Origin of the sequence: Alkalimarinus coralli (assembly GCF_023650515.1) — a bacterium.
Lineage (GTDB): Bacteria > Pseudomonadota > Gammaproteobacteria > Pseudomonadales > Oleiphilaceae > Alkalimarinus > Alkalimarinus coralli.
The window spans coordinates 201,317-222,574 of record NZ_CP096016.1 but is presented as its reverse complement, the minus strand read 5'-3'; the positions used below and the strand labels follow the sequence as shown (position 1 = coordinate 222,574).

The window sequence follows — 21,258 nt, the reverse complement described above, 5'->3', positions numbered from 1 at the left end:
GTGCCTTAAAATGTTCTACGTTCAGCATTCAGTTGAGCAGCCAGTGCCTGGTCTACAGGTTCAATGCGCACAGCACATTGCTTAAACGCAGGTTGTCTTGAATGCGGGTCTAGCAAACCCAGCGAGACACGGTTTACGCAATCATGAAAATGAAATGGAATAAACACCATATTTCTTGGCACGCGGTGAGTCAGCTGTACCATTACTACGGCATCGCCACGGCGAGAGGCAATACGCACATAAGACTGGTGCTCAACCCCCAGATCACGCGCTGCATCAGGATTCATTTCCATATAGGGGGTTGGGCTGAACTTGTTACAGTTGCCGATTTTTCCGGTACGGGTTCGGGTATGAAAATGCTCAACCACCCGCCCACTGTTCATCCAGAACGGGTACTGCTCGTCGGGACATTCGTTATTGTCTCTGAATACAATGGGAATCAGGTTCGCTTTGCCGCTCTTGGTCTGGAAGTGGCCATCGGTATATAACCGCTGGTCTCCCTTTAAGCCTTCAGCCCCTTCTCGGAAAGGCCATTGAATACCCGCGGCCTGCTCTATTTTATCGTGACTCATACCCGAAATATCGAGGGTACGGCTATCACCTTTTGAGAGCTGTTTCATCTCTTCAAACGCACCTGCCGGGGTGTCAGGAAAGTGAATTTTTTCGCCATTCGGGAAGCGCTTGGCCATTTCTTTGAAAATCCAGAAGTCAGGCTTTGAATCGCCTTTTGGCTGAACAACCTGTCGCACGATATTCACTCGTCGTTCGGTATTAGTGAAGCAGCCCTCTTTCTCTGCCCAAACAGCTGCGGGAAAGTACATGTGTGAATATTGATTAGTTTCAACGTCTTGATACGAGTCCTGCACGACGAGAAATTCAAGTTTCTCCAGTGTTTTACGAATACGTGAGGTATTGGGCATTGAGGTCATCGGGTTGGTGGCCACCAGCCAAAGCCCTTTGATCTGGCCCGTTTCAATGGCAGGGAATATGTCAGTTTGCGCCAGACCGCGTTTTTCAGGGAAGAACTCTTTGTCGATGCCCCAAAAGTCGGCAATCTCCTGTCTATCTGCTTCATTTTCCAGATAACGATAACCTGGAAGGCCCGAGCAAGATGACCACTCTCGTGTGCCCATCGCATTGCACTGGCCGGTAATTGAGAGGCTTGTGCCCCCTGGTTTGCCGATGTTGCCGGTAATCAGGTTCAGGTTATTAATATCCACCACGCCATCTGAGCCATGAGTACTTTGGTTAATACCCATCGTCCAGATACTCATTGCCGCGCCCGCTTTGGCGTAAAGCCTTGCCACCGTGCGAATAGTATCTTCATCAATACCACAAATTTTTGAGGCCGCAATAGGGTTGTAATCTTTAACCAGCGCTTCAACCTCTTCGATGCCATTGGTATGGGCGTCTATATAGGCTCTATCTTCTAACCCTTCGTCCAGAATCACATACATCAGGCTGTTAATCAGCACCACATCCGTACCGGGTGTAATCGGCAGATGCATATCGGCAAATTGAGCCAGCATAGTGACGCGTGGGTCTACAACAATCAGCGGGAACTTGCGTTTTTCCAACGCCTCTTTAAGGCGCCAGTAAATAATCGGGTGCTGCTCAGGCAAGTTAGAACCAAACGCAATCAGACACTCGGTATGCTCAAAATCTTCATAACACCCTGGTGGGCCATCTGAGCCAAAAGAGCGCTTGTACCCAGATACCGCAGACGCCATACAGAGCGTGGTGTTGCCGTCGTAATTGTTGGTGCCTATGCAGCCGCGGGCGAGCTTGCCCAACGAATAAAACTCTTCCGTCAGCAATTGCCCGGTCGAAACAATGGCAAATGAGTCTTTGCCGTAGGTCTCTTGAATACGCTTGATTTCAGACGCGGTTTTGTCAAAGGCGGTATCCCAGTCTGTTTTCTGAAAGGCTTCATACGCTTTATCACGCATCAATGGAGCATCACCACGGCCTGCTGCGTCAAACAGTTCATGTTCAAAAATCCCCTTAATACAGAGCTTACCCCGGTTCACATCAGCCGCTGCATTACCTCGTGTCGCAACCGCTTTTCCTTCTGTATCAAGACCGACTTGAATAGAACAACCTGTTGAGCAGTAACCACAGGTGGTGTACTTCCATTCAGCAACTTGCTTGTCGAGTATTTTTATTGGTTTTCGATCTGTACGACCAAATAGCATAAATGCCCCCAGTGATAGAACGTAAAGCCTCTCAATAGTGCACGTTTACATGCGATCAATGGCCGCCTGCACCAAAATCATGCACACTATTATTTAACTTAATGTTTTATAAGCGTTTAATTTTTAACTAGGTAGCTATCAGCAATTAACGGGCCAGGCCATACGGGGCAAGGTATTTATAGAGATATCTGGCTGTAGAGACAGGTAGTAATAGACCCTGCGATATATTTGTTTCTACTCAAAACAACTGAAAAACGATAAACTAGCCGCCACATTTATTAACCATGCTGTCATGATCAACCGCAGAGTCGCATTAGGTGAGTACTATTTCTCCAGAACAGATCAATTTAGTCGTCGTACTCGGCCCTACCGCATCAGGTAAAACAGCTTTGGGGGTAAAACTCGCCCAGCGGTTCGCAGGCGAAATTATCTCGGCCGACTCAAGGCAGGTCTACCGGGGAATGGATATTGGTAGTGGTAAAGATCTTGAGGAATATGAACAGATTCCATACCACTTAATCGATATTGTTGACCCTGGTTATGAGTTTAACGTGTTTGAGTTTCAGAAGCGGTTTTGCGATGCCTTTGCTGAAATACAGCATAGAGATCACATGCCTCTATTAGTAGGGGGAACTGGCCTCTATTTAGAGTCAGTTCTCAGCCAGTATCAATTCACCGAAGTTGCAATCAATACCGAGTTAAGGGAAGCACTCGCAACTCAAAGCCATGAGTCACTGACTGCGCGGCTCAAAGCACTCAATCCCAAGCTACACAATACTACGGATTTGCTTGATCGAGAGCGTTTGGTGCGGGCAATAGAAATTGCAGAAGCAGAACGCCACTCCAAGCAACCGTCAGTCGCTCTGCCAGAAATAAGCCCCATTATTTTTGGCATTAAATGGGAGCGCGCTGTTTTAAAAAAACGAATTACTGAACGGCTCAAACAGCGCATGGAGCACGGGCTTATCGAAGAAGTCGAACGGTTACATCAGCAGGGTGTCAGCTGGGAGTCCCTGCACTTCTATGGCTTAGAGTACCGCTTCGTCGCCGCTTACCTTAAGGGTGAGTTAAATCGCAATGATATGTTTCAAAAACTCAACTCGGCGATTCATACGTTCTCAAAACAGCAGGAAAAATGGTTCAGGCGCATGGAACGTAAAGGCACAACCATTCATTGGTTAGATGGCGCATCTGATCCATACACCCAAGCCATAGAGATGCTTACTCCATAGAGCGACGGTCAACATGCAAGCCAGAGAGAACACAACCATATGCTAACCAAGATACTGATCACCCTTCTCATCATTGTTGGTACGGTGGTGTTTATTCGATATAAAAAGTCGTTAGAACAGCCTCCTCAAAGAGGAAGGACAACTCATACGATTACCATTCAACCCGAGACAGAAAAAAGCACCGACGCAAACATAAAAGTGATTGCAATTGCAGTGCTGTCGCTAACTCTGCTCACGGGTACCACAATGCTGTTTCTTAACTGGCAGGATGAGCACAGGCTTTACGACATCAAAATCGTTAACCCGCAAAGCGGCAGCACCGATACCTATCAGGCCTACAAAAAAGACCTTCACGGTAGAACGTTTATCACGATTACCGGGCAACAGATCACGGTATCGGATTTAGAGCGATTAGAGTTTATGGAAGTGGAAGATTAGTTAATCTTAAAGAAATATGTTTCCCCGCAGGCAGAAAGCGCTGTCATTATTCTGGCGGGGAAAGCGTCAAACAAAGACTATTTTGAACCCGATTCAGGGCGGTATTTAAGCTGTAGCCCCATTAAAAAATTGCGAAAGATCTGATCATGGCAATCACGATAGTGCTGATGGCCTGGCTTACGGAAAAACGCGCTTAGCTCATGCTTACTCATTTTAAGATTGGCCAAGTCCATAATCGCCAATACATCGTCACTTTGCAGGTTAAGTGCAATTTTCAGCTTCCTGAAAATTATATTATTGTTCAAACGGTTCTCTGGCACAGGCTTAGGCCCGTCTTTCTGGCCCCGCTTTTCAGTGATAAGTCCATTCAGGAAAATAGCCAGCTCTTTATCAGTCAACGGACAGAACGCTGGATCATCATCTTTCTTTAGCCATCGGGTGACCTGCGTGCCAGACACTTTATGATCAGCCAAGGCGAAAATAGCTACCATTTGGGGTTCATTAACATCCAGAGTGAAGCGCAGACGACGCAAGATATCGTTATTGGTCACAAATAAGCCCTGATTAGATTACGGCAACGTCCCCATGACCCGCCGCATAATTGAAGCGCTATTTTAGCAGACTTATAGTGGTGATTTCTCTACTTACTGTATAATGCAGCCAACGCGATTGAATAGAATTGATTACTTTAAGGTAACAGCATGAATTTAAAGCAAGAACTACAGCAACTTAATAATAAGTTAGACAAGACTCGCCGCAAATTTGTCGCTGCCGAGAAACGGTTTGATCAAGAAATCATTGCACAGAGCCGAATGGAAATTGCGGCGCTCACTAAACAGATTGAGTCACTTAAAAATGCCCAGGCCAACCAAATCAGCAGCAAAGGTGGCAAAATCAAGTCGATGGCATTTAGTCGACCGCTTACCAAAAGTGAACAGGCCGATATGGGTAAACTGAAAAAGTCGGTTAAGGGCCTGGTGGTTGTTCACCCTCTGACTGCGCTGGGTCGCGAGATAGGCGTCAGTGAAGTAACCGGCTTTGCCCCCAAGGCGTTTTAGCGCCTGGCAACCTATGCACCCTCCCCTGCCCCACACTCCGATATCGTTCTAATTTTTTACCCATATTTAACACCGCCCTTTGAACCGGTTTTGACTCAAAGGGCGCGCCCCTCTCAGGCCTAACTTTAATCATATTTTGAACATTAGCCCGCATTTCTGCACATAAAATCACATTGAATGTCATTTTTAGAAAATGTACACTATTTGCACAATTTTACTAAAAGCAACTCATGTAAAAATTGAACCCATAAAAAGAACGCACCCGTCATGAGCGAGTAGCGACCATAAAAATAAAAACAGTGTGACAAGGTATGAAAGAGACTCACTACAGTGCGTCAACTATCTATATGAATATGATGTCTGGTTATCTGAGCCGAAGTGGATTTGATTCACTTGAAAAAATCGCCTCAGATGCCAACATCCCGATAGCCAAACGAGGCAGAGTGCCGCTTCTAGAAATACTGCGGCTGGTTGATGCTGTCGCAGCGAAGACTCAGAACCCCGCCTTTGGGTTAGATATTGGCATTCAGATGCACCCCTCTGAGTACGGCATTATCTCCCATGCATTTATGAACTGTGGCAATTTGAATGAAGTCATGGATCTGACCATTCGATATACCCACCTGATTAACGATGCTTTTATATTAAACACCGAGAGAGGCAGCGGTAATGAACTGACACTGGTGTTGGAAACAGCCCATGACGAGCCCGGTCTGATACCGCTGATTGAACTGGACTTCGCGTCGATGCTGACCATGACCCGTTTTTTAGCGGGTAGCAAACACCAAGATGACGTTAAGCTATTGGAAGTCAGCTTTAAGCACCCGCCCCAAACCATGCCTGAGCATTACATTGCTCACTTCAAATGCCCGGTAAAATTCAACCAACCGACTAATTCGGTAAGCGTCGAAACCGCCGTATTAAAAACAAAAGTATATTCATCCGACCCTTATATTTTCCGCTATCTATTAAAGAAAATAGAAGAAATTGCAGAGCGCTTATTGGTGAATGTTCCGCTAAAAAGACGAGTATTTGACTACGTTGTCAAGCAGCTCCCCTATGGCGTCCCAAGCGTTGCGGATGTAGCAAAAGCATTCAATATGAGCCCGAGCACACTTAAGAAGCATCTGAACCAGGAAAGTGCCAACTTCACTGAGATCTGCGATGAAGTAAGAAAAGGCGTTGCCGTTAAGATGATCGCAGTTCGGAAAAAACCGCTAAAAGAGATCAGCAACTATTTAGGCTTTTCCAATTCCAGTACCTTTAACCGGGCATTTAAGCGTTGGACAAACATGAGCCCTTCCGAGTATCGACAAAAAAAGCAGTCTAGCGGGACAGGCAAGCAAGCACATACTCGACAGATGGAAGAGGAAGTATGACAAATATCCTCAGTATTGAATCTGTCTTACAAATGAAATATTGTAGCGATAGTGTTAGCCCCCTCCAATACATTCAAGTTGTATGTAATGTTTAAACAAATGCGACAATGGCAAAATGCCTTTACCATCACACTGATATTACTTTGTGTCGGCATTGGCATAGGCCACAATATAGAAGCGACGCTGGATTCAGACCACGGCGAGCACTGTAGCATTTGTATTTCAGGAAACAGCTCCCCTGCTGTTTCAAATCTGACCACGCCGCTGGATAACTTTGCCGCCGCCGCAATTATTAATACTGCGTCTACCTCCTCTGCGTACCAACGTCAGGAATGGCCTGGCTATGCCACTCGGGCACCACCACTGGTTTAGAGTCTATTAAGTCAGAGCAATAGGGAGCCTGGTCAAGAATTATCGCTGCTCAATATCGCGGTGTAATCAGCGACTGCATTGCTCTCTGTTGTTATTCGTTTTTAGGTCAAGAACGTTCAATGAATATTAAAAAACCAGGGTTACATCTATGAACAACCGATCAATCAGGGCACTATCCCCTGCTCTTCTGCTGCTAGCCAGTATTTCATCCACGGTATCTGCGGATGACCATGAGGAAACACACCGCCAGCACGATGCGCATGAACACGGGCACGCAACACTCAATCTGGTTCAGGAAGGCAATATCATCCAGCTGCAATTGGAGTCGCCCGCAGCGAATATTGTAGGATTTGAACATGCCCCCACCAACGAGCAAGAAAAACAAAGCCTGGAAAAAGCCATTAGCCTGCTAAAACAGGGACAAGCAATGTTTACCTTCCCAGCCACTGCAAAATGTGAGCAGGAAGAGGTAAACCTGGTGTCTGAACTCACTGAGCACGATGAGCACGATGAGCACGATGAGCACGATGAGCACGATGAGCACGATGAGCACGATGAGCATCATGAAGAAGAGTCACATGGCCATGAAGGCGAGGACGAGTCGCACCACGATGAAGCTGAGAGCCATTCCGAGTTTGAGGTGACATACCAGTTTTCTTGCGCGACCCCCGCTGCGCTTAATACGGTCAAGGTTATGATTTTCGAGCACTTCCCTCTCACCGATGAGATTGATGCTCAGATAGTGACTGATAAGCGCCAGTTCTCAGCGGAGTTGTCGTCAGAAGCCTCAACTATTCAACTTTAAGGCTTTATAGAAAGGTCTGCTTAGAGGCGTTGCACTATTTTTTGCTTCGCCTTTAACCTGTTAGGAGTCATGTGATATGCCCATTATTGAGCTAAATAATGTAAAGTACCGTTGGCCTGGTTCCTCTGAACCAGTCATCGATATTGATCATTTCTCGGTGAGCCAAGGTGATAAAGTGTTCCTTAAAGGCCCCAGTGGAACCGGGAAGTCTACCTTGCTCGGGCTCATTGCAGGTGTAAACTTGCCAGATAGTGGCCAACTCAAGGTGCTGGGCCGCAATATCAGCCAAATGAAAGGCTCCGAGCGAGACCATTTTCGAGCGGATCATATGGGTTATATCTTTCAAATGTTCAACCTGCTCCCTTACCTGTCTGTAACCGAAAATGTCTGCTTGCCCTGCCACTTTTCCAAGCAACGAAAAGGCAAGGCACTGGCCAACTCAGCAACCATTAAAGCTGAAGCGCGTCGTTTATTGCACGACCTTCAACTGGAGGGAGAGATCATTGATCGACCGGTGGTAGAGTTGAGCATTGGGCAACAACAGCGAGTCGCTACTGCCAGAGCCTTAATTGGACAACCCGAGCTGGTTATTGCTGATGAGCCCTCTTCGGCGCTGGATACCGACACCCGAGAGTCATTTATTAACCTGTTATTTAAGGAGTGCGATAGAGAGAACAGCACGCTCCTGTTTGTTAGCCATGACGACACGCTATCGCCACTATTTGATCATCAAGTTGCACTGGCCAACATTAACAAAGCCCGTTCAGGCGAAAAGGAGGGGAAATCATAGTGGCCATCATAAAACTTGCACTCAAAAGCCTCTATAACCGCCGAACAACGGCCTTGCTCACCGTCTTTGCCATCGCGATCAGCGTCAGTTTGTTATTGGGCGTTGAGCGGGTAAGGACTCAGGCGAAAGAGAGCTTCTCAAATACCATTTCCGGCACCGACTTGATTTTAGGCGCGCGCACTGGCCCAGTTCAATTATTGCTCTATTCAGTATTCAGAATTGGCAACGCGACCAATAATATTTCGTGGCAGAGCTATCAGGAGTTTGCCAACCATAAGTCGGTCAAGTGGTCAGTGCCTTTATCATTAGGCGACTCCCATCGTGGCTACCGTGTATTAGGAACCAATACCGATTATTTCAAGTACTACCAGTTTGGCCAACACCAGGCTTTGCAATTTTCTAGCGGCAAAGCATTCAGCTCACTTTTTGATGCCGTTGTTGGCGCTGAAGTGGCCAAGAAGCTCGGATATAACCTTGGCGATAAGATTATTATCGCACATGGAGCTGGGTCAACCTCATTTACCAAACATGATCAGATGCCGTTTACCATTACAGGAATACTGGCCCCCACCTCAACGCCAGTTGACAAAACGGTGCACGTAAGCCTCCCCGCCATTGAGGCTATTCATGTTGGCTGGAACAACGGCGCGCCGCCCATAGCCGGGTCTGTCGATAGCTCTCAACTTGATATTGAGTCATTGCAACCCAAAGTGATCACCGCTGCGCTAATGGGGCTCACATCCAAAATAAGGGTTTTTCAACTGCAGCGGGCCATCAACGAGTATAAACAAGAGCCTCTGCAAGCCATTATTCCGGGTGTTGCCCTGCACGAATTATGGAGCATGATGGGTATTGCAGAGCAGGCATTAGTGGTGATTTCCGGCTTTGTGGTGGCATCTGGTTTACTGGGAATGCTGACTATGATTCTGGCAAGCCTGAACGAGCGAAGGCGCGAAATGGCCATTCTCAGGGCGGTAGGTGCGAGGCCAGTACAGATTTTCTTATTGATGATCAGCGAGGCCGGTATCCTGGCATTAGTGGGGGCACTACTAGGCGTGCTAACCCTGTTTGGCCTGCTGCTGGCTGCCCAACCAATACTCCAGGCTAACTTTGGCATATTGATTACCGTATCAGCACTCACGGCATATGAGTGGCAGCTATTGGGGTTAGTCATCATGTCAGGACTTGTTATCGGGATTGTTCCCTCAATTCGGGCATACCGGATGTCTCTGGCTGACGGTATGACTATTCGGGTCTAACAAAATGAGTACATCAAATAAGCATAACCAGGGTGCAAGCGGCACCATCAACCAACATTCTAAAAAGGGCGTTATTGTGCGCAATACAAACTTATCACACATCGTAAACTACTGTCTGTGCCTGATATTAACCGGGCTGCTCACGCCACTATCAGCCAGCAGCTACGCAGACACCTTTAAAACCCTGCAATGGCAAGATTTGATTCCTGAAGAGACCATGGCAGAGATATTAAAGAGTGGCGGCGTTCGGATCAATCATAGCGGAGACGCGGCAGTGCAAGAGATGTCTCCTCTTCTTAACGCAGTGAAGGAAGAGCTCCATGGCCAGCAGGTAAGATTACCGGGTTTTATGGTGCCTCTTGGTGGAGACGAAAACAAAGTCACTGAGTTCTTGCTGGTTCCCTACTTTGGCGCTTGTATGCACACGCCACCGCCTCCCAGCAATCAAATTGTCTATGTTAACTACCCGACAGGCGTGCACCCGGACATGCTTTATGACCCGGTCTGGATAGAAGGGCCAATTAAGGTGGGTGAAGTAGAGAGCGAGCTTGCGGTATCAGGGTACAGTATGAAAGCGAAAAACGTTTCACTGTACAAAGAGACGCCCTGACAATCACTGGAGAAAATATCGCAGCGGGCCAAAGCTCCGTCACTCAGGTCATGGAAGGCTGGCTTAACAGCCCCGGACACTGCCGAAACATCATGAGCAGCCGTTATCAGGAGGTGGGCACAAGCAAAGTTGATTCAACCACAGCAGATTACCCAACCTATTGGACTCAGGTATTTGCATCACCGCGATAGGCGAGTCGGTATTCGTCATCCCTCTTGTAGCGAACTTGTAGCAAAGCCCGACTGTTCATCTCGCTATCGTCACACAAGTGTCATGTCTTGCCGTTTAAATAGATGACCTACTCTCATATTTAGGTTACACAGAAAAAATGGCAACAGAAGACACCGTTATTGAAAAAGAGATCAGTTGGTTATCCTTTAATGAGCGCGTTTTACAGGAGGCCGCTGACAAGAATGTCCCGATCATTGAACGAATACGCTTTCTGGGCATCTTCTCAAATAATATGGATGAGTTTTTCAGGGTCAGGGTCGCCAATGTTAAACGCATGATTCTGATCAATCGCGCTCATGGCGGAGATGAGAAAAAAGCGACGGCATTGCTGCAAAAAATTCAGACCAAGGTGCTCGATCTCACCCAACAGTTCGACACCATCTACCTTGAGGCCCTTAAAGGGCTAGCCCGACGCAATATATTTCTGATCAACGAACAACAGCTTACTGAAGATCAGGGCGTCTGGGTTAATAACTACTTCAAAGATGAGGTACTTAAGCACATAACGCCTATTATGTGCACCGACATTGTTGACTTAACCCAGGTGCTTGATGACGATGTGACCTACCTGGTTGTTGGCCTGTCAAACGAGCATGACACTCAATATGCGCTGCTTGAGGTGCCCTCAGAGGACGTTCCCCGGTTTGTCGAACTGCCCCGCGAAAAAGGTAAAAAGAAGCGCAGCATTATTATGCTGGATAATATTTTAAGGTATTGCCTGAATACTATTTTTAAAGGCTCATTCGAATACGATATATCTCAGGCGTATTCCATGAAGCTCACACGGGATGCGGAGTATGGCCTTTCTGATGACATAGACCAATCCTTACTTGAGAAAATGTCACTCAGTCTGAAGCAACGACTAACAGGCTCAGCCGTTCGACTGGTGCATGACCGTGAAATGCCTCCGGCCATGTTGCAGTTCATTATCAGCAAGGTGGGTATAGCCAATTACGATGCCGTTATTCCCGGTGGCCGATACCATAACTTCCGCGACTTTATAGGCTTCCCCAATATTGGTCGTTCGTATCTTGAACACGAGTCTCTTCCAGCACTGGAAAGCAAAGACTTCGAACGCTTTCCAACCGTCTATGAGGCGATTACTGAAAAGGACATCCTGCTCTACTATCCCTACCATAAGTTCCACCATTTTATTGAGTTCGTGCGGCAGTCTGCCTTTGACCCTAAGGTCAGGTCGATCAAAATCAGCATCTACCGCGTTGCCAAGAACAGCCGAATTATTCACTCATTAATCAACGCTGCCCGAAACGGCAAAAAAGTGATGGTAGTCGTTGAGCTAAGAGCACGTTTTGACGAAGAAGCAAACATCGAGTGGGCACGGCAACTAACTGAAGCCGGGATCAAGGTTGAATTCGGGATTCCAAGCTTAAAATGCCACACAAAGCTGTGCCTGGTTTCACGGCAAGAGAACGGGACTCTGGCCCATTATGCGCATGTAGGAACAGGCAACTTTCATGAAAAAACCGCTAAAATATACACCGATTTTTCCCTTTTCACCAAGCAGCCTGAAATCACCCGTGAAGTTGAAAATGTATTTAATTTTATTCGTTACAGCTACAAACAGTATGAGTTTAAGCACCTGATTGTCTCACCAAACGATACCCGTAAACGGCTTTACCAATTAATAGATCGCGAAATCGACCATGCCTCCCAGGGGCTTCGGGCTGAGATTATGATTAAAGTAAATAATCTGGTCGACAGGGGCATCGTCCACAGACTCTATAAAGCCAGCGCTGCCGGTGTTAAAACGCGAATCATCATTCGCGGCATGTGTACCTTATTGCCAGGCGTTCCGGGGCTCAGTGATAACATCAAAGCAATCAGTATCGTTGACCGCTATCTCGAACACCCCAGAGTTTCAGTTTTTCATAACAATGGTCAACAGGAGGTTTATATATCCTCCGCCGACTGGATGACTCGAAATATCGATAAACGGGTCGAAGTCGGCTGTCCTATTTATGATAACGACCTGAAACAGCGAATTATCGATATCCTGGAGATTCAGTGGTCAGACACCACTAAAGCGCGAGTGATAGACAGCCAGCAACAGAATCAGTATGTCGCCCGAGGCAATCGGCGAAAAATCCGTTCGCAGATCGCCATTTATGATTATTTGAAGAAGCTTGAATCAGCGTAATCAGGCTTAGCTGCGGGCTGCTTAAAAATAGCAACCCGCTTAGCCGCATATGATATCAACAACAAACACGGCTATAGCCAGCCCAGCTCACGAGCCTGTTGACTGAGTTCATCACGAAACTGCGGATGAGCCAGCAGAATCAGCGCCCTGGCGCGCTCAGGCAGTGACTTCCCTTTCAGGTTTACACTACCGTATTCGGTCACCACATAGTGTGTATCCATCCGGGTATCCGTTACGGCACTGCCTTTTAACTTTGGCACAATTCGGCTAATAGAGCCTCTTTTAGCCGTGGAGTGAAGCGCTATAAAGGAGCGACCATTCTCAGCCGCATAAGCCCCTCTGACAAAATCAAGCTGGCCCCCGGTACCTGAAAACGTCTGGCCATTTAGCTGCTCCGCATTAATCTGCCCTGCCAGATCCACTTCAATCGCCGCATTCACCGAGACCATATTTTTATTTTTTCGGATAATATTGGGGTTGTTAACCCATGATGCCGGGTAACCCACAACGGAGGGGTTGTCATCCATAAAGTCATACATCGCACGGTTACCAATAGCCAGGGTAAATACATGCTTATGCTGCATCCATGACTTCTTCTTGCCGGTAATAACCCCTTGCTGAATCAGTTTGGCAATCGCCGGTGAAAACAACTCAGAGTGTAAACCGAGATTTTTATGCTCACCCAGCAGACCTAATACGGAGTTAGGCACTCCGCCAATGCCCATTTGCAGTGTGTCGCCATCTTGAATATAGCCTGCTATCTGAGTAGCAATTTTTAAATCTGTCTCAGAGGTGCGCTGAGGATGTGATTCCATCAGCGGCTGATTGTTCTCAATTAAATAGTCTACTTCTGAAATATGCACCGTGCACTCACCAAAGGTTCTGGGCATATGCTCATTGACTTCAACAATAATTTTTTTCGCCTTACGAATGACGCTCGCGCCGTAGTCTGCATTGGTTCCCAAGCTAAAATAGCCATGCTTATCCATTCTGGAAACGGTCACCATAAAGCAGTCGGGGGATATATGTTCAGTCAGCATACGCCCGACCTGATGGAAGGTCGCCGGTATAAACTGCATACCATTCGGCACGCCCATCCGTTTGATGGCTTCTCGGTCATGGGCGCTCATAAAAATAGGGTGCGGGGTCACCATACTCTTCATTTCAGGCGATAGTAACGTATTCTTCAAAACCTCGGATCCATGCATGTAATAAATGCTAAGGGGCGGTATATCGTTGTTCTTAAGTGCTGCTGCAACAGCTGTCAGCAATCCGGGAGGCATCGCAACACTCATCCCTAAAATAAGATTCTTCACATCATCAAGCTGTCGTGCAGCATATAACGCACTAACGCATTTTCTGTCGTATTCCTGATAAATATTGGAGTTGTCGATAATCATTTGAATAGGCCCGGTTTGGTGTGCTCAGTAAGCGGTTATCAGCAGACTGTAGCGACCCAATACTCAAGCCCGATGAAGCTCTAGTGAACTTTTTATTAAATCGCAGATATTCAAACAGAAAATATCCTCATCACTGGCGGTAAAAAATCTGTAACCAGTGGGCATCATTTTTCATCCACACGGGTTCAGCTGTCATAAAAGTGTAATTGACTAGCGTCTATACCAAGCATATTATTTGTATATACACTTAGTAGCCGTTAAATGAGTAATTAGTTTGCTTTGAGTGATCCATACGATGACAAAAAAACAGCGCAAGAAGCCAGGCAAAAAAGACAGTCAACTGGTTATCCGTATTAATGGTGAAGAGCGGGATGAGTTTGTATCACTCTGTGAAGAATTAGATACCAGCGCAGCACGAGAGCTCAGAAGATTTATACGACAATTTGTCGCAGAACATAAAACCAGTGATTAAACCGTGCAATTCGCACACAACCCAAGGAGAATGTAAAATGGCAAAGCCGTCAAAAAAAGCAGTAGGAATCAAAAAAGAGATTAAAGCAAGAAAAGCAAAAATCGAGAAGCAGGAAAAAAAGCTGAAAAAGCTTAAAAAAGCACTGAAAAAAGCAGCATAATAGCGGTGTTCTGCCCGAATCAGGTGGAGCTAAAACACGCGTCTCCTGATTCGGCGTGAGCGACATAGCCGTGAAACTCACCTAGCCTTGGAGAACCTTAAAGTGGCAAAAAAAAACCAGAAGACACCAGAAAAGAAAATGAAAAAAGTTAAAGCAAAAGGCGATACCATGCTAAAAGAGATTAATGCCAAACTAAAATCCACTCAGAAAGATCTGCAAAAGCAAGTAGATGAGTTAACCTCACAGGTTAAGTCTCTCAGTAAAGACCCAAGCAAGCCTGCCAAAAAGCTACTCAAGAAACTTGAGAAGAGTTATCACAAAAAAGTAGCGAAGTTGCAGGATGAATTTGATGAGCGTATGGAATCTGTTCTGAAGCTGCAAGACAAGGTCATCGCCCAGCTTCCGACTGAGCTAGCCGAAAAGCTTAACCTCAAAGAGAGCCACACAGCAAAACCGGCAAAAAAAGCCTCTAAGACATCTGCGCCTAAAGCAAAGAAAAGCACCCCAGAGAGCACAACTAAAAAATCATCGCCAGCTAAAAAGGCTCCGGCTAAAAAAGCCCCGGCAAAGACTGCACCCGCCAAAACAGCTAAAGCGCCCACTATTGCTGCAATAAAAGGCATTGGCCCAGTAATTCAAAAGAAATTAGCCGCCGCTGGATTCACAAGCCTCGAAGACCTGGCAAACACACCAGCAGACAAAGCTCAGGCACTTAAAGAGTTTGAAAACACGCGCGGTTTTGAAACCTGGAAAGAGCAGGCCCAAGCGCTGTTAAACAAAAAGTAGCCTTCCAGGCAGTTACATATGGGCTAATCTGCTGAAAACTTTTGTGCGCATCAAGGCGAAGGATATACAGCAGGTTGCCACATATGTTGTTAAGAAAAAAACAATAAGATAGAGGCAATTTGAATGACCTCGCGACCTAAATTAAAAAGAAAATTCTACGAATCAGAACTCGAAAGACTCCAAATTGAGTTGGTAAAACTTCAAGAGTGGGTCAGGCATAAAAAATTGCGCGTTGTCGTTATATTCGAGGGTAGAGATGCAGCTGGAAAAGGTGGCTGCATTAAACGCATTGCCGAAAAGCTAAACCCTCGTGTATGTAGAATTGCCGCACTCCCCGCCCCCACTGACCGTGAAAAAACACAGTGGTACTTCCAACGCTACATTCAGCACTTGCCCGCTGGTGGAGAAATAGTGCTATTTGATCGCAGCTGGTATAACCGCGCAGGCGTTGAGCGGGTCATGGATTTTTGTACCGAAGAAGAGTATGTCGAATTCTTACGCTCCTGCCCTGAGTTCGAGCGAATGCTGATACGGTCAGGTACCATACTGATAAAGTACTGGTTCTCTGTCAGCGATGAAGAGCAGGAAAGGCGCTTTCAGGATCGGATATATCACCCAACCAAGCATTGGAAACTAAGCCCAATGGACTTGGAAAGCCGGGCACGATGGGTTGAATATTCAAAGGCAAAAGATGAGATGTTTGCCCATACCGATATAAAACAGTCACCTTGGTATGTCGTCGATGGCGACGATAAAAAACGAGCTAGGCTCAACGTAATATCTCACCTGCTTAATTCAATCGACTATGAAGACCTGTCACCCAAACCAGTTGAGCTACCTGAACGGCAGTCTGACATTGGCTATATAAGAAGCCCGAAAGAGAACCAAAGTTATATCCCGGATATATACTAATCCAGCACCGAATCAATTATCGGGCGCAGGGCGCCCTGGTACGAGGGTGCCCCGCGCCCGATCTCTACACTATCCCAACCAAACTGAATCCCAATGAGGATAATCGCTTATACTCTCAGCTATTCCAGCTCTTAAAGGATTCGCTACGATATAACGAGCAACATCAATCAACGCTTCATTCGTGCGAATTGCATGATCATAAAATCCGACATTCCAGATATCTAAACCCGAATATTTAGTAAACAATGATTTAATTCTTTGAGCCGCCTGAGAGATAGTGCCCTTATCAAGCTTTACCAACCAATGGATATGGTCTGGCATTACCACAAACGATAAGGTTTTGGTAAACCCCAGGTCTTCATCTGTTTTCATAATTCGAATAACAGACCTAGCGTGAGAGAAGTTACTAAAAACAGGTTGCCGACCTTTTGTCGACATCACTAAATGGTAAGCAAATCCAACTTGAGAATAGCGACCTATCTTAAGCTGAGAGTAGCCTTTTTCTGGTTTCACCGTTGAAATCCTTTTCAAGGTTTAATTATTTATCGGGCGCGGGGCACCCTCCAACAAGTGGCCCTATCCATTATGCAAGAACGTCAGGAGCCCGACGAAATTCCCGATCTTGTACGAGGGTGCCCCGCGCCCGATCAGGTCCAAGTACGAGGGTGCCCCGCGCCCGATCAAATCCCAATACGAGGGTTTCCCGCGCCCAATCAAGTCCAAGTACGAGGGTGCCCGCGCCCGAACAATTCCAAGTACGAGGGTGCCCGCGCCCGATCAAACCCAAGTACGAGGGTACCCCGCGCCCGATCAAGTCCAAGTACGAGGGTGCCCGCGCCCGAACAATTCCAAGTACGAGATGCCCCGCGCCCGACGAAATTCCCGATCTTGTACGAGGGTGCCCCGCGCCCGATCAAACCCAAGTACGAGGATGCCCCGCGCCCGATCAAATCCAAGTACGAGGGTGCCCCGCGCCCGATCAAACCCAAGTACGAGGGTGCCCCGCGCCCGATCAAACCCAAGTACGAGGGTGCCCCGCGCCCGATCAAACCCAAGTACGAGGGTACCCCGCGCCCGATCAAGTCCAAGTACGAGATGCCCCGCGCTCGATCCAAAAAAAACCAAAGTCGGTTTCCCGGCTTTGGTTTTTTGTAACGCTATAAGAGATTATGCGTTAGAGTCTAGCAGTGCATTTAACGTGTCACTTGGACGCATTGCTTTGGTTATTTTTTCAAGATCAGGGTGGTAGTAGCCGCCTAAATCGACATGCTGCCCTTGGTTAACCGTTAGCTCTTCGACAATTTTCTGCTCTTTCTCTTCAAGCTCTTTAGCTAGCTTGGCAAAAGATGCTTGCAGTTCTTTGTCATCTGTCTGCTCTGCCAACGCCTGAGCCCAGTATAGAGCCAGATAAAAGTGGCTTCCTCGGTTGTCGAGTTCACCTGCACGCCGTGATGGAGACTTATTATTCTCCAACAGCATACCTGTCGCTTTATCTAACGTTTCAGCCAGTATTTTCGCTTTAGCGTTATTCGTCTTGCCTGCAAGGTCTTCCAGCGAAACAGCAATTGCAAGAAACTCGCCTAGCGAATCCCAACGCAGGTGATCTTCTTCTACAAACTGCTGAACATGCTTTGGTGCAGAACCACCTGCGCCTGTCTCAAAAAGACCGCCACCTGACATCAACGGAACAATCGAGAGCATTTTCGCACTCGTGCCCAGCTCAAGAATCGGGAACAGGTCGGTCAGATAGTCACGCAGTACGTTACCAGTAACAGAGATGGTATCTTCACCGTGTCTCAAGCGCTCCATGGTGTAGCGAATAGCAATATCTGGCGTCATGATACGGATATCAAGACCTTCGGTGTCATGGTCTTTCAGGTAGGTCTTAACTTTCTTAATCATCTGGGCATCGTGACCACGATATTTATCCAGCCAGAAAATGGCTGGTAGACCTGTTGCCCTTGCGCGGGTAACCGCCAGCTTAACCCAGTCCTGTATTGGCGCATCTTTGGTTTGGCACATACGCCAGATGTCACCTTTCTCCAGGTTATCGTGCTGGAGCAGTACCTTGCCACTTTCATCTACCACACGAACCGATCCATCACATGGAAGTTCAAAGGTTTTATCATGCGAGCCGTATTCTTCAGCTTTTTGTGCCATCAAGCCTACATTCTGGACGGTTCCCATAGTCGTTGGGTCGAATGCATCATGGTGCTTACAGAAGTTAATCACTTCCTGGTAAATAGTGGCGTAGCAGCTATCAGGAATCACCGCTTTGGTATCTTTAAGCTTACCGTCAGTACCCCACATTTTACCGCCTACACGAATCATCGCTGGCATTGAGGCATCAACGATAACGTCACTGGGCACGTGCAGGTTGGTGATACCTTTTTCAGAGTCAACCATCGCGGTTTCTGGGCGCTCTTCATAGCAGGCTCGAATATCATCATCAATTTCATGGCGTAATGAGAAAGGAAGGCTTTCGATTTTCTCATAGACATTGCCCAAACCATTATTCGGGTTTACGCCAAGCTTCTTGAACGTCTCAGCATGCTTTTCAAACGCATCTTTATAATAAACGGTCACCGCATGGCCAAATACAATCGGGTGAGAGACCTTCATCATGGTTGCTTTAACGTGCAACGAGAATAGCAGGTTGGCTTTTCTTGCCCCTTCCATCTCCTCTTCAAGGAATTGACGCAGTGCTTTTGCGCTCATGAACATACTGTCAATGACTTCGCCTTCGAGCACCGGCACGCGCTCTTTAAGCACCTTCACATTTCCGTCATTGTCCACCAGCTCTATTCTGAGGTTACCGGCTTTTTCCATCACCGTTGAAATATCGCTGTGGTAAAAATCACCCTTGCGCATGTGAGCAACATGCGTTCGTGACGCCTGGCTCCACTTGCCCATTGAATGCGGATGATTGCGCGCATACTGTTTAACTGCTGCTGGCGCGCGTCGGTCAGAGTTACCCTCGCGCAATACAGGGTTCACCGCACTTCCCAGCACCTTGGAGTAACGAGCCTGAATCTCTGCTTCTTCTTCGGTTTTCGCATCTTCAGGGTAATCAGGAATATCAAAGCCTTGTTCCTGAAGCTCGGCAATGGCCTCTTTGAGCTGCGGGATAGATGCACTGATATTTGGCAATTTAATAATATTGGCATCAGGGCTGCCCGTCAGCTCACCCAGCTCTTTAAGAGCGTCAGGTACTTTTTGGTCTTCGCTTAATTTATCGGGGAATGCAGCCAGTATCCGTGCGGCCAAAGATATATCACTTGTTTCAACGTCAATGCCGGCTTCGGCAGTGAATCTATTAACGATTGGGAGTAAAGAGTAGGTTGCCAACGCAGGTGCTTCGTCGGTTTTGGTATAAATTATTTTTGATTTTTGTACTGTCATATTTTCCCCAATTTTATCGGTAGGATAACCAAAAAATTAATAAAAGGCGGCTTTTGGCCCCCTTCTGTCAACAGAGCGGTAATTTTCGTGGCGATAGTATACTGAAAAACGGCTCTAGACTGTAGCTTGAAGTATAGGAGTATTAACGTGCTTTTCCTACATTTTGATTACAACGCCGAATATAGGCTTTTTAAGCCCACTCAATCACATCAAACTGGTCATTGAGATGGCCGCGTCGTAAGCATTCATCGCGTAAGATCATTTAAGAAAGCAGCTTAGCCTATCACATTAGCTATCCAGCCGCTCTTTGACTTTAGTCAATAGGCCGTTGCCAGAGAGCGGCCATGGGGAGCATCCAACTATGCGGCTACAGCACACAACATCGGTGGTTTAGTGCACTTGATAGTGTTGTTGGCTCTGAGGAAGAAGTACGCCAGGCTAGAGGCCCAGCTCTACTTTATCAATGGCTCTAATTCGCGTCAGTTGCGGGCCGTCAAAGTACTGCGATCTGAGGCTGTTAAGCGATGCTTCATCAAGATTTGAAGCGCCCCCTGCGCTGGCGATCATGTTATTTAAGTCAACCCGATAAGACGCAACCAGCGCTCGCCACTGCGCCCTTTGCTGGTCTAGCGCACGAAGGTTTTCAGCCCCCTCTGCGCCATACGACCGCTCGCGTAGCGCATATATCTCTTCTTCGCTGGCCCCTTCAGCTCTCAGCGCTTTTTCTTCCGCCCGAACGTTTGAAACGAGGTTGGCGCGCTGGCTTGATTCAATAATCCAGCGGGGTGAGCTTTGGTCTAACTGGGTAAGTTGAAGATCTTTTTGTGAGGCTGATAGTGCGCTATTCGCGGAGATGCTGACCTTCGCCATCATGTAGTCGTCATACTGATCTTCTTGCTCAAAAAAACCAGTAACCGCCTCTTCTGGCAAAAAACCAAATCGAGACTCCCGGAGCACCCGCTTCATCTCTTTAACCACGTCCAGATCATACGTCTGGCTACCATAGGTATTAACAAACTGGTTTTTAATCACCGCCATATTGTTTCTATATTGCAGATAACCTTCAAGAAGGTCATTTGCCTGCGCTAATGCAATGCCATCCAACTGTTCAGATAGGTCATGCTGTATTCGGGTAATAATTCTATCCAGCGGCTCTTCACCAATTGCCGTCAAATAATACTCAAACAGGTTTTTAACCCTGTGATCTGCAATCAGCTCTTCATCTTCGTCAACGCCAAGAGCGGTAGGACGCGGCGTCCCCCTCAACGATAACGGCAACGTTTTAAAAAACAGCTCATCAGCCCCCGAGTACTCTTCTCTTTTATTAACCATCTCAGACAGCTTGGCAGGGTCAATGACTTGCTCAGCTGATTGATCATGCGTGGCGGGCTCGTCTATAACACTGTGTTCCGTCTTCTTATCGTCTGTGGCAGGTTCGCTCTGAAACGGCTGGCCATACAAAAAAATGAACGAGACCAACAATGCCAAAGTGGCAATAATTAAGGTAATCAACCCACGATACACCATCAAAACACCTCTGTTGCTCATCTTCATAACGGGAAAGGTCGTCTTTAGAACGCTAAAACAGAGGGCGTGTTA

General features: G+C 47.0%; 21 protein-coding genes. 15 read left to right on the top strand and 6 right to left on the bottom strand.

Going from position 1 to position 21,258, the window contains the following annotated elements; all coding sequences use genetic code 11:
- Nucleotides 1-5 precede the first annotated feature (5 nt).
- Nucleotides 6-2,195 (bottom strand): molybdopterin oxidoreductase family protein, encoded by a 2,190-nt coding sequence (locus tag MY523_RS00965; RefSeq protein WP_250656941.1) that lies wholly within the window; start codon nucleotides 2,193-2,195, stop codon nucleotides 6-8.
- Between the two features lie 317 nt (nucleotides 2,196-2,512).
- Here MY523_RS00965 and miaA point away from each other — a divergent pair, with 317 nt between their 5' ends.
- Both miaA and MY523_RS00955 read left to right on the top strand, forming a co-directional pair.
- Complete coding sequence (gene miaA / locus MY523_RS00960) at nucleotides 2,513-3,427, top strand: tRNA (adenosine(37)-N6)-dimethylallyltransferase MiaA (RefSeq protein ID WP_250656940.1); 915 nt, start codon at nucleotides 2,513-2,515, stop codon at nucleotides 3,425-3,427.
- 39 nt (nucleotides 3,428-3,466) lie between these two features.
- Nucleotides 3,467-3,865 (top strand): hypothetical protein, encoded by a 399-nt coding sequence (locus tag MY523_RS00955; protein WP_250656939.1) that lies wholly within the window; start codon nucleotides 3,467-3,469, stop codon nucleotides 3,863-3,865.
- Nucleotides 3,866-3,942: 77 nt separating this feature from the next.
- On the opposite strand, the gene MY523_RS00950 is transcribed toward MY523_RS00955, so the two are convergent.
- Complete coding sequence (locus tag MY523_RS00950) at nucleotides 3,943-4,416, bottom strand: YehS family protein (protein ID WP_250656938.1); 474 nt, start codon at nucleotides 4,414-4,416, stop codon at nucleotides 3,943-3,945.
- Between the two features lie 150 nt (nucleotides 4,417-4,566).
- Between MY523_RS00950 and MY523_RS00945 the strand changes: the two genes are divergently transcribed.
- From MY523_RS00945 to ppk1, 9 genes are all read left to right on the top strand, one after another.
- The gene (locus MY523_RS00945) at nucleotides 4,567-4,923 is read left to right on the top strand and encodes a YibL family ribosome-associated protein (RefSeq protein ID WP_250656937.1); all 357 of its coding nucleotides are present in this window, start codon (nucleotides 4,567-4,569) and stop codon (nucleotides 4,921-4,923) included.
- 311 nt (nucleotides 4,924-5,234) lie between these two features.
- Nucleotides 5,235-6,302: an AraC family transcriptional regulator gene (locus MY523_RS00940; protein WP_250656936.1), complete on the top strand. Its 1,068-nt coding sequence runs from the start codon at nucleotides 5,235-5,237 to the stop codon at nucleotides 6,300-6,302.
- An 87-nt stretch (nucleotides 6,303-6,389) separates the two neighbouring features.
- Entirely contained in the window at nucleotides 6,390-6,674 is a 285-nt protein-coding gene (locus tag MY523_RS00935) for a hypothetical protein (RefSeq protein WP_250656935.1), read from the top strand.
- A 148-nt stretch (nucleotides 6,675-6,822) separates the two neighbouring features.
- Nucleotides 6,823-7,479, top strand: a complete 657-nt coding sequence (gene zrgA, locus MY523_RS00930; protein WP_250656934.1) for a zinc uptake protein ZrgA — start codon at nucleotides 6,823-6,825, stop codon at nucleotides 7,477-7,479.
- 82 nt (nucleotides 7,480-7,561) lie between these two features.
- Nucleotides 7,562-8,269: an ABC transporter ATP-binding protein gene (locus tag MY523_RS00925; protein ID WP_250658752.1), complete on the top strand. Its 708-nt coding sequence runs from the start codon at nucleotides 7,562-7,564 to the stop codon at nucleotides 8,267-8,269.
- A complete protein-coding gene (locus tag MY523_RS00920; protein WP_250656933.1) occupies nucleotides 8,269-9,528 on the top strand; it encodes an ABC transporter permease in 1,260 nt (419 codons plus the stop codon). Before MY523_RS00925 ends, MY523_RS00920 begins: the two co-directional genes overlap by 1 nt.
- Before the next feature lie 4 nt (nucleotides 9,529-9,532).
- Nucleotides 9,533-10,138 (top strand): DUF3299 domain-containing protein, encoded by a 606-nt coding sequence (locus tag MY523_RS00915; RefSeq protein ID WP_250656932.1) that lies wholly within the window; start codon nucleotides 9,533-9,535, stop codon nucleotides 10,136-10,138.
- The gene (locus tag MY523_RS21890; RefSeq protein ID WP_370301508.1) at nucleotides 10,084-10,329 is read left to right on the top strand and encodes a CAP domain-containing protein; all 246 of its coding nucleotides are present in this window, start codon (nucleotides 10,084-10,086) and stop codon (nucleotides 10,327-10,329) included. The genes MY523_RS00915 and MY523_RS21890 overlap by 55 nt, the downstream gene beginning before the upstream one ends.
- Nucleotides 10,330-10,466: 137 nt before the next feature.
- Nucleotides 10,467-12,527 carry a polyphosphate kinase 1 gene (gene ppk1, locus MY523_RS00910; RefSeq protein ID WP_250656931.1) on the top strand — a complete coding sequence of 687 codons (2,061 nt, stop codon included), beginning with the start codon at nucleotides 10,467-10,469 and terminating at the stop codon, nucleotides 12,525-12,527.
- 71 nt (nucleotides 12,528-12,598) lie between these two features.
- Here ppk1 and MY523_RS00905 read toward each other — a convergent pair whose 3' ends face one another.
- The gene (locus MY523_RS00905; RefSeq protein ID WP_250656930.1) at nucleotides 12,599-13,927 is read right to left on the bottom strand and encodes an acetyl-CoA hydrolase/transferase family protein; all 1,329 of its coding nucleotides are present in this window, start codon (nucleotides 13,925-13,927) and stop codon (nucleotides 12,599-12,601) included.
- Between the two features lie 295 nt (nucleotides 13,928-14,222).
- Between MY523_RS00905 and MY523_RS00900 the strand changes: the two genes are divergently transcribed.
- The 4 genes from MY523_RS00900 (at nucleotide 14,223) to ppk2 (ending at nucleotide 16,257) form a co-directional block, all read left to right on the top strand.
- On the top strand, nucleotides 14,223-14,399 hold the full coding sequence (locus MY523_RS00900; protein WP_250656929.1) for a hypothetical protein: 177 nt from the start codon (nucleotides 14,223-14,225) through the stop codon (nucleotides 14,397-14,399).
- 37 nt (nucleotides 14,400-14,436) lie between these two features.
- Nucleotides 14,437-14,559, top strand: a complete 123-nt coding sequence (locus MY523_RS21785; protein WP_256469594.1) for a hypothetical protein — start codon at nucleotides 14,437-14,439, stop codon at nucleotides 14,557-14,559.
- Between the two features lie 102 nt (nucleotides 14,560-14,661).
- Nucleotides 14,662-15,345 (top strand): helix-hairpin-helix domain-containing protein, encoded by a 684-nt coding sequence (locus MY523_RS00895; RefSeq protein ID WP_250656928.1) that lies wholly within the window; start codon nucleotides 14,662-14,664, stop codon nucleotides 15,343-15,345.
- Between the two features lie 123 nt (nucleotides 15,346-15,468).
- Nucleotides 15,469-16,257, top strand: coding sequence for a polyphosphate kinase 2 (ppk2, locus tag MY523_RS00890; RefSeq protein ID WP_250656927.1), 789 nt, complete (start codon nucleotides 15,469-15,471; stop codon nucleotides 16,255-16,257).
- Nucleotides 16,258-16,326: 69 nt separating this feature from the next.
- On the opposite strand, the gene MY523_RS00885 is transcribed toward ppk2, so the two are convergent.
- The 3 genes from MY523_RS00885 to MY523_RS00875 form a co-directional block, all read right to left on the bottom strand.
- The gene (locus tag MY523_RS00885) at nucleotides 16,327-16,770 is read right to left on the bottom strand and encodes an REP-associated tyrosine transposase (protein WP_250656926.1); all 444 of its coding nucleotides are present in this window, start codon (nucleotides 16,768-16,770) and stop codon (nucleotides 16,327-16,329) included.
- Nucleotides 16,771-17,424: 654 nt separating this feature from the next.
- A complete protein-coding gene (locus tag MY523_RS00880; RefSeq protein WP_250656925.1) occupies nucleotides 17,425-19,659 on the bottom strand; it encodes an NADP-dependent isocitrate dehydrogenase in 2,235 nt (744 codons plus the stop codon).
- A 438-nt stretch (nucleotides 19,660-20,097) separates the two neighbouring features.
- On the bottom strand, nucleotides 20,098-21,213 hold the full coding sequence (locus tag MY523_RS00875) for a lipase secretion chaperone (RefSeq protein WP_250656924.1): 1,116 nt from the start codon (nucleotides 21,211-21,213) through the stop codon (nucleotides 20,098-20,100).
- Nucleotides 21,214-21,258: the final 45 nt, after the last annotated feature.